The 14,117-nt window shown below is 59.9% G+C and carries 11 protein-coding genes; 5 read left to right on the top strand and 6 right to left on the bottom strand.

Going from position 1 to position 14,117, the window contains the following annotated elements:
* Nucleotides 1–128 precede the first annotated feature (128 nt).
* The 3 genes from P0D80_RS29745 to P0D80_RS29755 all read right to left on the bottom strand — a co-directional run bounded on the left by P0D80_RS29745 (nucleotide 129) and on the right by P0D80_RS29755 (nucleotide 3,550).
* Nucleotides 129–1,388 (bottom strand): MFS transporter, encoded by a 1,260-nt coding sequence (locus P0D80_RS29745; RefSeq protein WP_408179661.1) that lies wholly within the window; start codon nucleotides 1,386–1,388, stop codon nucleotides 129–131.
* A gap of 113 nt (nucleotides 1,389–1,501) precedes the next feature.
* Nucleotides 1,502–2,656: an acyl-CoA dehydrogenase family protein gene (locus P0D80_RS29750; RefSeq protein ID WP_408289092.1), complete on the bottom strand. Its 1,155-nt coding sequence runs from the start codon at nucleotides 2,654–2,656 to the stop codon at nucleotides 1,502–1,504.
* A 51-nt stretch (nucleotides 2,657–2,707) separates the two neighbouring features.
* Nucleotides 2,708–3,550: an IclR family transcriptional regulator gene (locus P0D80_RS29755; RefSeq protein ID WP_408289095.1), complete on the bottom strand. Its 843-nt coding sequence runs from the start codon at nucleotides 3,548–3,550 to the stop codon at nucleotides 2,708–2,710.
* A gap of 339 nt (nucleotides 3,551–3,889) precedes the next feature.
* Between P0D80_RS29755 and P0D80_RS29760 the strand changes: the two genes are divergently transcribed.
* Complete coding sequence (locus P0D80_RS29760; protein ID WP_408179659.1) at nucleotides 3,890–5,113, top strand: CaiB/BaiF CoA transferase family protein; 1,224 nt, start codon at nucleotides 3,890–3,892, stop codon at nucleotides 5,111–5,113.
* Between the two features lie 128 nt (nucleotides 5,114–5,241).
* Here P0D80_RS29760 and P0D80_RS29765 read toward each other — a convergent pair whose 3' ends face one another.
* Nucleotides 5,242–6,594 (bottom strand): MFS transporter, encoded by a 1,353-nt coding sequence (locus tag P0D80_RS29765; RefSeq protein ID WP_408289292.1) that lies wholly within the window; start codon nucleotides 6,592–6,594, stop codon nucleotides 5,242–5,244.
* A 355-nt stretch (nucleotides 6,595–6,949) separates the two neighbouring features.
* Between P0D80_RS29765 and P0D80_RS29770 the strand changes: the two genes are divergently transcribed.
* Entirely contained in the window at nucleotides 6,950–7,843 is an 894-nt protein-coding gene (locus tag P0D80_RS29770) for a LysR family transcriptional regulator (protein ID WP_408289099.1), read from the top strand.
* A gap of 195 nt (nucleotides 7,844–8,038) precedes the next feature.
* Here P0D80_RS29770 and P0D80_RS29775 read toward each other — a convergent pair whose 3' ends face one another.
* Both P0D80_RS29775 and P0D80_RS29780 read right to left on the bottom strand, forming a co-directional pair.
* Nucleotides 8,039–9,196 carry a methionine aminotransferase gene (locus tag P0D80_RS29775; RefSeq protein ID WP_408289295.1) on the bottom strand — a complete coding sequence of 386 codons (1,158 nt, stop codon included), beginning with the start codon at nucleotides 9,194–9,196 and terminating at the stop codon, nucleotides 8,039–8,041.
* Between the two features lie 156 nt (nucleotides 9,197–9,352).
* Nucleotides 9,353–9,631, bottom strand: a complete 279-nt coding sequence (locus tag P0D80_RS29780; RefSeq protein ID WP_408179657.1) for a DUF2934 domain-containing protein — start codon at nucleotides 9,629–9,631, stop codon at nucleotides 9,353–9,355.
* Between the two features lie 683 nt (nucleotides 9,632–10,314).
* Between P0D80_RS29780 and P0D80_RS29785 the strand changes: the two genes are divergently transcribed.
* The 3 genes from P0D80_RS29785 to P0D80_RS29795 are packed head-to-tail and all read left to right on the top strand — an operon-like array spanning nucleotide 10,315 to nucleotide 14,109.
* On the top strand, nucleotides 10,315–10,815 hold the full coding sequence (locus tag P0D80_RS29785; RefSeq protein ID WP_408179656.1) for a (2Fe-2S)-binding protein: 501 nt from the start codon (nucleotides 10,315–10,317) through the stop codon (nucleotides 10,813–10,815).
* Nucleotides 10,812–11,870, top strand: coding sequence for an FAD binding domain-containing protein (locus P0D80_RS29790; protein ID WP_408179654.1), 1,059 nt, complete (start codon nucleotides 10,812–10,814; stop codon nucleotides 11,868–11,870). The genes P0D80_RS29785 and P0D80_RS29790 overlap by 4 nt, the downstream gene beginning before the upstream one ends.
* A complete protein-coding gene (locus P0D80_RS29795; RefSeq protein WP_408289105.1) occupies nucleotides 11,863–14,109 on the top strand; it encodes a xanthine dehydrogenase family protein molybdopterin-binding subunit in 2,247 nt (748 codons plus the stop codon). Before P0D80_RS29790 ends, P0D80_RS29795 begins: the two co-directional genes overlap by 8 nt.
* The last annotated feature ends 8 nt before the right edge of the window (nucleotides 14,110–14,117 follow it).

Raw genomic sequence — 14,117 nt, forward strand, 5'->3', positions numbered from 1 at the left:
GACTCGGACTTTCACGTTGTAGTCGACTACGCGCTTTACTGGCACCAGAATCTTCATAAATACCTCAATCAACAAGTATGCCGCCGCCCCGCAACCTGAGCAGGTACGGCCCCGGTCAGTCGTTACGGTCACGCATTCTGCGGATCGTAGAGTTTCTCTCTGATGAAGAGCGCGGGCACAAGACCGCAAAGAAAGTAGGCTCCGCCCATGACCAGAAAACCAAGCCCGATCGTTCCGTTCGTTGCAAGGAATCCAATCGCGGCAGGCGCAATCGCCGCACCGGCACGTCCCAGGTTGTATGCGCCGCCGACGGCCGAGCCGCGAATGCGGGCCTCGAAACTCTCGGTCATGTAAGTCGCGTTCACGCCATAAGGCATCCCGTAAAGGAGGCCAAAAAAGGTCATCAGATAGACAATGTTCCCGGGCGTGTGCCATAGCACGATCGCCGGCAAGAACACCGCCGCGCCGAATGCACCGAATGCGAACACCGCTCGCCGGCCAAACTTGTCCGCGAGCCAGCCTGCCATGATCTTTCCGAGGATCATGGCGACATAGGTGCCGACCATATAGCTCGTCATCGACGAGAAGTTCAGATGCAGTTCCTTCTCCAGATAGGTCGGCATCCAGTTGCTGACACCGTAGTAGCCGAACTGCAACAGACCTGCCGTCAGCGACCACAGCATGAACATGCGACGGTGAGCCTGATCGCCAAAGACGAGCTTCATCGTACCCGCGCCGCTTTCTTTTCCGACGGCCTCGCCGCGACGACGCGCATCCCGCGATGCAACGTAACTCTCCGGCTCGGGAACAATACGCTGCATGATCAACGCAAGCACGACAGGAACAATCGAGATGAAGAAGAGATAGCGCCAGCCGAACTCGGGCAGAATCCAGGCGGCCAGAACGGTTGCCACGACATAGCCCACCGACCAGCCTGCCTGTAGCGTGCCGAGGATCGTCGAACGAAATCGGGTAGGCGAATATTCGGACATCAACGTATTGCACGCCACGTACTGTGCGCCGAGCCCAAGCGCTGCAATGAAGCGAAAAACCGCGAACTGTGAGAAGGTGTGCGTGAAGCCGAGTGCTGCCGTACCAATCGAAAACACCGCGATAGTCCAGACCACCGTGCGCACGCGGCCGAAGCGATCACAGGCCCATCCGCCGTAGATGCCGCCGATCGCCATGCCCGCGAGCGTGATGCTGCCGAGCGCCCCTGCTTCTACATTCGAGAGCCCGAATTCGCGCTTGAGACTCGACAGGCTATAGGACAGGAACATCAGGTCGGCTCCGTCGACCATCAGACCCAGAAAAGCAAAGACAAATGCCGCGATCCATACACGATCGTGGGCGATCAAGCCTTGCCGGCTAAACGAATTGATTTCCATCTACACTCCTCCATGCGACAAACATGCCGCAAGCGCTCTCTGGTGCTTTTACGGCAAACGATTTGCGGTGATCAGTCACCGCACGCTTCACTTTTTCAACACTGCGGCAGCGATCAGATACTCGCGTTGCGTATCATGTTTCGCGCGATGACAAGTTGCTGAATCTGGCTCGTGCCTTCGTAGATGCGGAACAGGCGCACATCGCGGTAAAAGCGTTCGATCGCATACTCGGAGACATATCCCGCGCCGCCGTGGATCTGCACAGCGCGATCGGCTACACGGCCACACATCTCCGAAGCAAACAGCTTGCAGCACGATGCCTGCGTGGATACGTCCTCCTTGTTGTCCCGCCGACGTGCCGCATCAAGCACCATCGAACGAGCGCCGTAGATCTCCGCCTTGCTATCGGCCAGCATGGCCTGGACAAGCTGAAATTCGCCGATCGGCTTGCCGAACTGCTGCCGCTCCATCGCGTAGTGAAGGGCATCGTCGAGCATGCGTTCAGCCGCGCCAACACAAATCGCAGCAATGTGCAGACGCCCTTTGTCCAGCACCCTCATCGCGGTTTTGAAGCCGATTCCTTCGATACCACCAATGAGGTTTTGCGCAGGCACACGGCAGTTTTCGAAGATGACGTCACATGTATGCGCGCCTTTCTGCCCCATCTTTTTGTCGATTTTCCCTAGCGATACACCGGGAATGCCTCTTTCAACGATGAATGCGGAGATGCCGCCCGCACCTCTGACATCGGGATTGGTGCGAGCCATGACGGTAAAGATGCCGGCTTCGGGTGCGTTCGTGATGAAGCGCTTGGTGCCGTCGATGACATAGTGGTCACCGTCGCGCACGGCCCGCGTATTCAGTGAAGCGGCATCCGAACCGGAACCCGGCTCGGTCAGCGCGAACGAGGCGATGAGTTCGCCCGACGCGAGCCGAGGCAGATAGTGTTGCTTCTGTTCTGCCGTTCCGTCGATGATGATTCCCTGCGACCCGATACCGACATTGGTGCCGAACAACGAGCGAAAGCATGGCGACGTTTTCCCGATTTCAAACGCCACAAGCACTTCCTCTTCCATCGTGAGCCCGAGACCACCGTATTCCTCGGGGATGGAAAGGCCAAAGAGCCCGAGCTCGCGCATCTCGGCAACGATGTCAGCGGGAATCTGGTCTGTTTCCGCTACTTGATCCTCGGCGGGGACGAGCCGCTCGCGCACGAAGCGCGAAACTGCGCCGAGAAGGAGGATTAGCGTTTCATGGTCACGGATCATCTGTATTCCTGATTCCAGCGAGGCGCTTCGTTCAAGCGTCCCACGTGTCGTTCATCGCCGCCCTATGGCGGCACCTAAGCGTTGCACCAGGTCCACGAGGCGTGGACCAATGTCGTTTTCCAGCGTGTCCCGGCTCATCACGAATGCCGGGCCGCCGCAGTTGAAAGCCATGCGCGTGCCATCGGGTGCCGTGAACGGCGCGCCGACGCTCGCAATATCTTTGTCCCATTCACCGACCGAGAGGCAGAAGCCGCGTTCCTCATAGTCCTTCACTGCCTGATCGATACCGCGCTTGATGCGCGGCCAGTCCGATTCATCCTGAAGACGCACTTGCTCGAGCACCTCGTTGCGCTCATCCTCCGGCGCCGCTGCAAGGTACGCCCGTCCAATCGACGTCGTCGCGAGCGGCAAGCGGACGCCGACGGCACGCATTACCGTAATCGGCGCGCTGCTGCGCACCCACTCGATGTAGACGATCGAGAGACGGTCACGAACCCCGACGGCCACCGACGCGCGCGCATACTCGGCAAGCTCCTGCATGAACGGGCGCGCGACATCGCGGATGTCCAGATTCGACAGCATCGAATAGCCAAGCGAGAGAACACCGGTGCCAAGGCTGTATTTCCCGAGCGACTCCGAATAGCGCAGATAGCCAAGCTTCGCGAGCGTGCCCGCCAATCGCGCCACGGTTGCTTTCGGCAGGCTCGTGCGACGAGCCAACTCCGACAACCCCAGATAGCGCTCCCCGGGGCCGAAGCACCGCAGCACCTCGAGTCCCCTCGCTAGCGCGGTCACGAACTGCCGATCCGTGGCCGCCTCTTCGTCGAAACGCGCCATGTCACGTTGCTCGTACGGAGGGACCGATGATCCCGCCGCGCTCTTCGTCTTCGACATGGCTGCACTCTGCTCCTGCTCTCCCGAACCCTTCCTTTTGCCGAATCCTGTCATGGCGAAAATCTCCGTGTCAAACGTTTTCGAATTTCGGTCCGTACAGCGGACCATTTTGGAACGATCGTGCAATTTTGCGTAACAAACCGGATCGCGCGATCCAAATCTCAGCAATATTGCATGCTTGTGGCCAATTCGACTGCTAGCGCATCTACCGCAGTAACGGTGTTTACATTCCGCACCGGGTCCGTTAATGTGCGTATCAGTTCAGATTCTATCTCATTGGTCCGCACAGCGGACCTGACAGAAGCACCCCGGATTACCTTCGACTTCAGGATGACGTTCATGTCCAGCGCACTTTCACACCTTCGCATTCTCGATCTGTCCCGCGTCCTTGCCGGCCCCTGGGCGAGCCAAACGCTGGCGGACCTGGGCGCTGAAGTGATCAAGATCGAACGTCCCGGCACAGGCGACGACACGCGCGGCTGGGGCCCGCCCTACCTGCACGACCATGACGGCAATGCCACTGGCGAGTCCGCCTATTTCCTGTCGGCAAATCGAGGCAAAAAATCGGTGACGCTGGACATTGCGACGCATGAAGGACAAGCCATCATCCGCAAGCTGGCGCAACAGTGCGACGTGTTCATCGAGAACTACAAGGTCGGCGACATGGCACGCTACGGGCTTGCGTACAGCGATCTGCGCGCCATCAATCCACAACTCATTTACTGCTCGATAACGGGCTTCGGGCAAGACGGTCCGCTCTCGAAGATGGCCGGTTACGACTTCATCGTTCAGGCCATGGGCGGATTGATGAGCATCACCGGTGAGCGGGACGAACTGCCGGGTGGTGGTCCGCAAAAGGTCGGCGTAGCGTTTGCCGACCTGATGACGGGCATGTATGCAACCGTCGGCATCCTGGCCGCACTGGCGCATCGTACCGAGACGGGCGAAGGCCAATACATCGACATGGCCTTGCTCGATGTGCAAGTCGCGGCAATGGCGAACATGAACCTCAACTACCTGGTATCGGGCAAGACGCCGAAGCGAGAGGGCAATGCGCACGCGAACATCGTGCCTTACCAGGTGTTCAAGGCCAAAGATGGGCAAATCGTGCTGGCAGTCGGTAACGATGGACAGTTTCGCAAGTTCTGCGAGATTGCGGATTGCGCACACTTGGCAACGGATCCGGGATTTGCGACGAATGCGGCACGCGTGATGAACCGTGAAATGCTCGTTCCAATGATTCAGGAAATCCTGGTCACGCGTACGATCGAGCAGTGGGTGACGCCGCTCGCGGCCGCGGGCATACCTTGCGGACCGATCAACGACATCGCGCAGACGTTCGCACACCCACAGGTCCAATACCGCGGTATGCGGGTGGATTTGCCCCATCCGCTCTCGGGCAGCGCGCCTGGCGTGGCGAATCCGATCCGGATGTCAGCGTCGCCGATCCAATATCGAAGTGCGCCGCCGACGCTCGGGCAACATACCGATGATGTGCTGGTATCGCTGTGTGGGATCGATGCGGATGAACTCGGTGAGCTGCGGAGAAAAGGCATCGTTTGACACGCGCCCGATGCAGGAAGCTCCCCTACTAAAAAAAGTCGTCGACCGGGTCCCTGGTGGGTCCCGCTCCATATGAAACTCCAGACTTTCAAACTACGGATCCGAGAGGGCTAAGTTAACCGATCGCGTCATTCCGTCCTCTGGTCGATCATCCTCCCGTGTTCCGCCGACCGATGCGAGCGCGCAAACAGGCGCAATCCACTTGCAATGCTGGCCGCGGCCGCGAACATCGCGCCGCCTGTCAGCGCGAGCGTCGGGCCGTGATGGCCGGCAATGCTGAAACTCAAGGCTACAAGTGCAGCGCCGGTGGCCTGCCCGAGCAACCGCGAAGTCGCGATGATGCCGCTTGCTCCACCGCTGCGCGCGGGCGGTGCGCTTGCCATGAGTGCCTTCAGATTGGGCGATTGGAAAAAGCCGAACCCTACCCCGCAGATCGCCATCCTCAGGGTAATGACATGGTCGGGCGGATGATCGGGCAACAGCGCAAGCGACACTAAGCCTGCGCTTAAGCAAGCCAGACCGATCGCGCCCAGCAGGCCAGGCGGGTAGCGGTCGGACAGTCGTCCGGCAACCGGCGCGACGAGCGCGACGACAACTGGCCATGGCGTGATCATGAAACCCGTCTCGATCTGGCTGCGATGGAGCACCTCTTGGAAATAGAACGGAAGCGAGACGAATGCGAGGCCCTGCGCGGCGAAAGCGCAGACGGCCGTTATCGCCGACAACGAAAACTCCGGCCGCTTGAGCAAGTCGACGGGCAGCATGGGCGCGGTACGCCCGGCTTCTCGCCGAGCGAGTAGTCCACCGAAGACCAGCGTGATTGCCACGGCGCTGAACACGCGCGTAGCAGGCGCACGTTGTGCCGCTTCGCCAAGCGCATAAATCAGCGACGCGAAAGTGACGACGTTCAGCAATGCGGCCAAGGGATCGAACGGATGCGTGCCCCGGGTCGTCTGCGGTAACGAGGGCAGCGCAAACGCAAGTGCAACGAGGCCTAGCGGCACGTTCACCATGAAGAGCCATGGCCATGCAGCCGCGGAAAGGATCAGCGAGGCGACAGTCGGCCCTACCGCGACCGACACCCCGACGACGAGGGCGTTCGTCCCGACACCGCGTCCAAGCAGATGAGGCGGGTAAAGTGAGCGGACCAGCGCGATGCTGACGCTCGTAATCGCGCTCGCGCCAAGCCCTTGCAGAATGCGGGCGGTGACGAGCGACGGCAGAGTCGAGGCGACCGAGCAGGCAAGCGACGCAACGGTGAACACAACCAGGCCACCGATGTATATGCGCCGGTGCCCGAGGACATCCCCTAGCGCGGCGAATGGCAAAATTGTCGCCACCATGGCGAGTTGATAGGCATTGATGATCCACACGGATGCTGCCGGTGTGGAATGGAGTTCGGCGGCTATCGTGGGAAGCGCCGTGTTCGCGATCGCGGTATCGAGTGTCGCCAGCGCGACCGCTAACATGACCGCTACCATCGCACGGCGGTTCTGTGCGGGTATCGGGGCGTCGACGGCGCGTATGCCAGCGTTCGAAGTGTCGGACAAGATCGGCTCCTTTAGTTCAAAGTACATTCCTGTCTATCGTTCCGCCCTGAATGCAGGCGTCGATTGACGCGAGCAATGAAAAAAGGGTTGATTGCGCTGGCCATTGCGGTTCCTGACTCTCGGTGTTTGCGACGGAAGACGACATCGAGATTGTTGGCCGTAACGCGAGGAAAGCGCGGCACCGTTTGATTCCCGGCGGGAATACCGCGCGGCGTACCGTGGCAGCCGCCCCCGCGGTACGAATTTCCGCTAGAGTTGGGTTACGAAATGGAACAGCAGAGGAAGAATGAGAATCGAGGACCTACGCGTATTCTCGGTGCTGGCGGAGACGCGCAATCTGCATCGGGTCGCACAAAAGACCGGACTGACGCAGTCAGCGGTCTCGAAGATCGTGCAGCGGCTGGAAGCCGAATTCGAAATCCAACTCGTGGACCGCAGGGGGCGAGGCGTTGATCTCACTGGAGCAGGGCGCGTTCTAGTCGAGCGGGCTGCCGACATAAGAGCGTCGGTCGCGCAAACCTATGCCGAAATGGCAGCCGCAAAGTCCGCCTCTACCGGCAAGATCCGCATCGGTGTCGTCCCGGCTCTGCTGGAGTCCGCCCTCCTGCCAATCGTGGCGCGCTATACAATGCGCGAGGACGCGATCTCCTTCCAGCTTTCCGTGCAGGTCTCGGCCTTGCTGTTCGACGAACTGAAGGATGGGCAACTGGATCTGGCACTTTGCTTCATGCCTGATACGGAACCGGACGAACTCCAATCGGACGACATCGGCCGGCAGCGCTACCAGATCGTCGCGCGACGAGGCCATCCGCTGACAGTTGCGCATGGCGACCCGAGCATGCTCCAATCGGCGAAATGGCTGCTGCCACTGCCAGGTCATGGCCTGCGCCAGATCGTCGACCGATACTTTGAGGAGCATGGCCTTGTGTCCCCTCAGGTTGTCGTCGAAACCGACGCGTCGATCACGCTCCTGACGTCCTTGCTGCGCAATAGCGATTTGATCACGATGTTGTCCGATCAAATGCTCCAGTCCTACCCGGGTCGGGATCTTGTTGCCCTTCCCTACGAGACTGTGCTATTCGAAAGCAGGCTCAGACTTTTCCATCGCAGGAAAACATACATGTCGCCCGCAGTGCAAAAATTTCGCGCGACGTTACACGATGCATTGGCTGCCTCATGAAAGCGACGTGGAAACGAGAACAACAACTTATCGCACAAGTGGCGGCTGAGACCGGAAAGCCGTGGCCTCGATTCGGATGAACGCGACGGCAGCCATCCGCTCACCGTATCTGACAGATGACCGCTTGACGGAATGGCAAGTGCTCGGCAACATGACTCGCGCAACGCTGCAGAGCGCCGAATTCGGCGTGGGGTCTTATGGCCGCCAATTCGCTAGCGCCCTCCCGCCTTCGCGCAAAGTATCATTGTCCTTGCAGAAGCTGATACGGATCATGCCAGTATCGGATCCATCGCCGTAGAAGCTGGACAACGGAATAGTGCCGACCCGCATCCTGCGCAGTAAATCGAATACGAAATCCCTATCGCTGGAATTGGAGAAATCGTTGAAGCGGGCCAGCATAAAAAAACCGCTACTGCATGGTTTGATGTCAAGCCGCGATTCAGCCATGCCACTTAGCAGGATATCGCGCTTGCGCTGATAGAACTCTGCCAGGGCAAAGTAACTTTCTGAATTCTCCAGAGCCGCCGCCAGAGCAACCTGCATCGGTGCAGGTGCGGAGAAGACCAGGTATTGGTGAACCTTGCGTATCTGCTCCATGATCCCGGCCGGTGCAACACAGTAGCCAACTCTCCAGCCTGTCACGTGGTAGGTCTTGCCTAGCGAATGAACGACGACGCTGCGCTCTGCCAGCTCCGGGTAACGTGACATGCTATGGTGCGTCATTCCGTCGTAGACCATATGCTCGTACACTTCGTCGGAGAGAACAACGATATTGGTGTTTCGGGTGACGGCAATCAGACGATCGATGTCACACTTTTCTAATATCGCACCGGTCGGGTTGTGGGGCGTATTGATGATCAGCATGAGTGTTCTAGGTGTGATGGCCGCTGCCACCTCGTCCCAGTCAATCTTCAATGTATCGAGAGGAATTTTGATTGGAACGGGCGTCGCGCCTTGCAGTCGAACTATAGGCTCGTAGCACTCGAAGGCTGGTTCGAAAAAGACGACCTCGTCGCCAGGATGCACGAGTGCAGTGATCGATGCGTAGACCGCCTCAACACCGCCGGCGGTGACAGTAACTTCCTGGTCAGGATCGTATCGTGCGCCATAAAGCTTCGCTATCTTTTCTGCCAGTAGCTGACGCAGGGCCGGTATGCCGGCCATGGGCGCATACTGATTAAAGCCCTCTTTCATTGCCCGCGTCGCCGAATCAATCAATGACTGATCTGGCAGAAAATTGGGCGCACCCTGCCAAAGATTGATTGCCTTATGTTCTGCGGCAAGCTGGCCGATAACGGCATAAATGGAAATCCCGCTAGTCAATTTCGATCGGATCGAAAAGGCACTTTGCATCATATGTATCCCAGTTTGAATCAGATTCAACTAAACAATCAACGGCTAAAGCTGATGAGTTTGCTTGACGGACCGAAAGTCCGGACATCTATCGCTCAGACAGTATCGAGCGAAATATCGATGTATTGGAAAGATGAACTTATGTGGCATGGAACATCAACTCTTCTTTCCAGACGCATCGGACCGCATATGTGAATCGCCTGTTTCCGGTGCGGTTCCGTGTTTTAAGCGGGGATCGTGAGGGCGTTTGGTTAATAGGGTGCCCGCTGCAGTCGCTTCGTCCACCGGCGCCCAGATTGTCGCTTCGTCGTCCAGCATTGACTGGGCCTTTTTCCAATATTCACTCAACCGACCTTCGGGACAACCGTCTGCTTCCCATAGGTAGTAAGCGCGAAGACGGAGCTTTACTTCCATAGATGCGTTGTCTGCTGTCATAGCGGTGTCCGTGTAATTTCGTGACTAGTTGTCGGGGCGTGCTCGGTCGTGAGCAATGTGCGTCGAGTAATTGGCCGCAGCATCTCGGATAGAAAGACCCAACACCTGATTTCACTATCAGGGTGCACGAGCACGTTCTCGTTCACTGGTATCCCTTTCGCTTCGTAAGGGGTATTGCTGATAACGCAGGGCGACGCCGATCCGCTGAATGGCCCACACCTACATGCAAGAACACTTCATCCGGGAATTTATTCCAGGCGTGACGCGGTGCCTTTGCTTGCTGGCGAGCAAGGACGAAAGCACCGTCTTGCGCGTGCCGCATTAATATCGAAAGCGAAATGTACGAGAACCTGTGCCGCAAGGGTCCTCGGTCGTTGACCGCATGTTGAGTACGGCGACAATTGCAGGCAAGAAACGAATTGCCCAGCGAGGGGCGAGTTTTTTTGCCTCACATCTTGCGGTATCCCGACACTCTTCTTTCAATTCGTTCCCGGTAAAGATCTGGCGACGAACAGACTTCCCTGTCATCCGACGAATCGCGTGGAATAAAAACGCGCTTTGCCCTGTTCTAGAAAAATCAGCGTAAGCCGCCTGATGCGACATCCTGGCCTCTCGATACGCCGTTTAGCACATCCCCGCAATTGCGCGGCCCCACAGTAGGCAGTTTTTATAGGGCAAATTGAATGAGCTTTCCCATCACTCTGACTGTGAATGGCACGCGCCATGACATCACACTTGAAGACGAGCGCGTCACTCTGCTAGACCTCTTACGTGAGCACCTGGATCTCACAGGAACCAAGAAAGGCTGTGACCGCGGTCAATGCGGCGCCTGCACGGTGCTCGTCGACCAACGCCGGGTGAACTCCTGCCTCGCTCTCGCGATCTCCGTCGACGGAGCAGACATCATGACGATCGAAGGGCTCTCGCGGGGCGAAGAACTTCATCCGGTGCAGGCCGCTTTCATCGAACACGACGGGTTTCAGTGCGGCTTCTGCACGCCAGGACAGATCATGAGTGCGGTGGGGCTGATCAATGAAGGGTGCACCGGGCACGATCCGGAGCGCGTCCGTGAAGGCATGAGCGGCAACCTGTGCCGCTGCGGCGCGTATGCTGGCATCACAGAGGCGGTGCTCGACTCGTTGGGCCGGATGCGCGAAAAGACCCGCAACGGGGAAGCGGCATGAACCGGTTCGAATATGTCCGCCCTAACACCATCCCCGAAGCGGTCGCGGCAGCGAGCGCACCTGGAGCCGTTTTTCTCGCAGGAGGAACCAATCTTCTTGACCTGATGAAGGGCGGTGTCACGCGCCCCGCTCGCGTGGTCGACCTGACGCGCATACCGGACCTCGGAAGAATCGAGCCGTTACCAGACGGCGGGACGCGAATCGGCGCGCTCGTTCGAAACAGCGACCTCGCCTATGACGCATTCTTTGCAAAAACCTATCCTGCCGTATCCGAAGCGCTGCTCTCCGGGGCTTCGGCTCAACTGCGCAACGTGGCCACGACCGCCGGCAACCTGTTGCAGCGCACTCGATGCCCCTACTTCTACGATATCGCAAGCGCCTGCAATAAACGCGAGCCCGGCAGCGGATGCGACGCCATGGGCGGGGAAACGCGGACCCATGCGGTGCTCGGCTGGAGCGAACACTGCATAGCGACTCATCCTTCGGATCTCTCTGTCGCACTGGTGGCGCTCGATGCTGTCGTGGAAATCCACGGTCGCTCGGGCCGGCGCGAGGTACCGCTAGAGACCTTCTATCGTGCACCGGGCGACTCTCCGGATCGCGAGACGGTGCTCGAACCCGGCGAACTGGTCGTTGCTGTTCGCCTACCGTCCGCAGCGGCGGGTTTCGCAGACCACTCGCGCTACCTGAAGGTACGTGACCGAACGTCCTATGCGTTCGCGGTGGTCTCGGCGGTCGCGAGCCTTCGCATCGAAGGGAACAGGATTGCTGAAGGACGGCTGGCGTTGGGTGGAGTCGCCTCGAAACCCTGGCGGGCGCGTGCGGCTGAAGAACTGCTGCACAGCCAGGAGCCCGGTGAGGCGCTATTTCAGCGGGTAGCCAACGCCGCGCTCGCCGAAGCGAAGCCAACCGACGGGGCCGCTTTCAAAATCGAACTGGCGCGTCGCGTGATTAAGCGCGTCTTGCGCACCGCGATGGCCGGTACGCCTGGACAGTCGCCGGCGTTGCCCGCGTCTGTGTTTACCGTGGTTCAAGGAAGCCTTTCCCATGCTTAAGACCCTTTCCCAGCATGACGCTCACCGCTCGAGTGCCGGCCAGCCCGTCACTCGCAGGGAAGCGGTACTCAAAGTGACCGGCGAGGCGTGCTTTGCCGCCGATCACCACCCGGAAGGCATGCTTTACGCCGTCATTGCCGCGAGCAGCATCGCAAAAGGACGCGTCACGCATCTGGATGTGGCCGGCGCCTGTGCCCACCCCGGTGTTATCGGCGTGATGACGCCCGCCAATGCGCCGAAGCTCGCCCGGCATCCCGACCTGAAGGACACCCCGTTCACCTTCAGACTCGATCTCCTGCAGGACGATAATGTCAGGTATGCGAATCAACCTGTTGCGGTAGTGATAGCAGAAACGCTCGAGGCGGCGACCGAGGGCGCGCACCTGCTTTCGCCCAGGTATGAATCCGGGGCCGCCTGCGTGCAACTCGATGCCGCCGAGCCGTTCTCGCCACAGGTGGTCGGCGCGGGGGACGCCGCGAACGAGTCCGAGGGCGACGTCGAGGCGGCGCTGCTGTCGGCGACCGTGCGCATCGACGCCACCTATGAAACGCCCGCGCAGTATCACAACGCGATGGAACCGCATGCCATCGTTGCGCAGTGGAATGGCGACGAGCTCACGATCGACACCCCCAACCAGGCCATGGGCCTGGCGCGGACGCGCCTCGCCGGGCTCTTCGGCATCGACATGAAGTCCGTACTGATCCGCAGCCCCTACCTCGGCGGCGGCTTTGGCGCCAAGGCGTTGATCTCCGGACCGCAGGTATTGGGAATCATGGCGGCGCGCTTCGTCGGCCGACCCGTCAAACTCGTGCTGCGTCGCGAACAGCTATTCGGCCCGGTTGGGCATCGCGCGCCAACACGTCAGACGCTGCGCCTTGGTGCGCATGCAGACGGCGCGCTCACGGCGCTCGCGCACCATACGCGAACCGCATCAAGCACTTTCGACGACTTCCTTGAATCGAGCGGCACCGTGTCCCGCACGCTCTACTCGAGCGAAGCCATCTCATCGACCCACGATGCAGTTCGCCTCGATATCGGCACTCCCTTGTTCATGCGGGCACCGGGTGAGGCCTCAGGCAGCTTCGCGCTGGAGTGTGCGATCGACGAAATGGCGCATGCGTGCGGCATGGATCCACTCGCGTTCCGCCTCAAGAACTACGCCGAGGTCGAGCCGATTTCCGGCAAGCCATTCACGTCGAAAGCACTGCGGGAATGCTATGCGCAAGGTGCGACGCGATTCGGGTGGACCAGCCGGCCGCGGGCGCCACGGCAGATGACCGATTCATCCGGGCTGTTGATTGGCTGGGGTATGGGCACCGCGACGTTTCCGGCCAAGATGTTCCCGGCCGAGGCCCACGTGCAACTCCGCAAGGACGGCAATGCCATGGTAGCGTGCGGCGCGCACGACATGGGGCAAGGTGCCTGGACCGCGCTGGCCCAGATCGCCGCCGACAGTCTCGGCCTCGATCTCTCGCAGATCCAGCTCCGGATCGGCACGTCCGACCTGCCGGATGGCGGAATTGCCGGTGGATCGGCGGGGACGGCCACTGCGGGCACGGCCGTTCACAATGCAGGGCAAGCCATCGTCGCGCAACTGATCGAGATGGCGACGAACGACGACCGGTCGCCGCTATTCGGGGCGGGCGACACGGGCGTGATCGCGCGCAACGGACGTCTTTCGTGCTGCGACGATCAAAGCCGGGGGGAAACCTACACGGCCATCCTCGCTCGAGCCGGGCGTGCATCCATCGAGGGCAAGGGCAACGCCGCGCCCGACGCTCTCGCGCAAGGCGACTATGCAGCACACGCTCACGGCGCTGTGTTCGCGGAAGTGAAGGTCGATCCCGAGCTCGGGCAGATCCGCGTCACGCGACTCGTTGGCGCGTTCGCGGCGGGGCGCATCATCAACCCGCGACTGGCGCGCAGCCAGTACTTCGGCGGAATGATCTGGGGCGTGTCCTTCGCGCTTCAGGAGCATGCGGTGATGGACACTCGCTCGGGGCGGCCCATGAACTCTAATCTGGCCGAGTACCACGTGCCCGTCAACGCAGACATACCTTCGATCGAGGCAATCCTGGTCGACGAAGTCGATCCACGTGTCAATACACTCGGCATCAAGGGCGTGGGCGAGATCGGTATTACCGGAACAGCGGGCGCCATAGCGAATGCCATCTGGCATGCGACCGGGGTTCGTGTGCGCGAAGCGCCGATCACGTTGGACAAGCTGCTCGTGCGGTAGGCATCAGG

It is taken from the genome of Paraburkholderia sp. RL17-373-BIF-A, from assembly GCF_046030175.1.
Lineage (GTDB): Bacteria > Pseudomonadota > Gammaproteobacteria > Burkholderiales > Burkholderiaceae > Paraburkholderia.

Bases quoted from the DNA above. Each gene is read 5' to 3' on its own strand.
- P0D80_RS29745 (WP_408179661.1), bottom strand. From the start codon at position 1,388: ATGGAAATCAATTCGTTTAGCCGGCAAGGCTTGATCGCCCACGATCGT.
- P0D80_RS29750 (WP_408289092.1), bottom strand. From the start codon at position 2,656: ATGATCCGTGACCATGAAACGCTAATCCTCCTTCTCGGCGCAGTTTCG.
- P0D80_RS29755 (WP_408289095.1), bottom strand. From the start codon at position 3,550: ATGTCGAAGACGAAGAGCGCGGCGGGATCATCGGTCCCTCCGTACGAG.
- P0D80_RS29760 (WP_408179659.1), top strand. From the start codon at position 3,890: ATGTCCAGCGCACTTTCACACCTTCGCATTCTCGATCTGTCCCGCGTC.
- P0D80_RS29765 (WP_408289292.1), bottom strand. From the start codon at position 6,594: ATGGTAGCGGTCATGTTAGCGGTCGCGCTGGCGACACTCGATACCGCG.
- P0D80_RS29770 (WP_408289099.1), top strand. From the start codon at position 6,950: ATGAGAATCGAGGACCTACGCGTATTCTCGGTGCTGGCGGAGACGCGC.
- P0D80_RS29775 (WP_408289295.1), bottom strand. From the start codon at position 9,196: ATGCAAAGTGCCTTTTCGATCCGATCGAAATTGACTAGCGGGATTTCC.
- P0D80_RS29780 (WP_408179657.1), bottom strand. From the start codon at position 9,631: ATGACAGCAGACAACGCATCTATGGAAGTAAAGCTCCGTCTTCGCGCT.
- P0D80_RS29785 (WP_408179656.1), top strand. From the start codon at position 10,315: ATGAGCTTTCCCATCACTCTGACTGTGAATGGCACGCGCCATGACATC.
- P0D80_RS29790 (WP_408179654.1), top strand. From the start codon at position 10,812: ATGAACCGGTTCGAATATGTCCGCCCTAACACCATCCCCGAAGCGGTC.
- P0D80_RS29795 (WP_408289105.1), top strand. From the start codon at position 11,863: ATGCTTAAGACCCTTTCCCAGCATGACGCTCACCGCTCGAGTGCCGGC.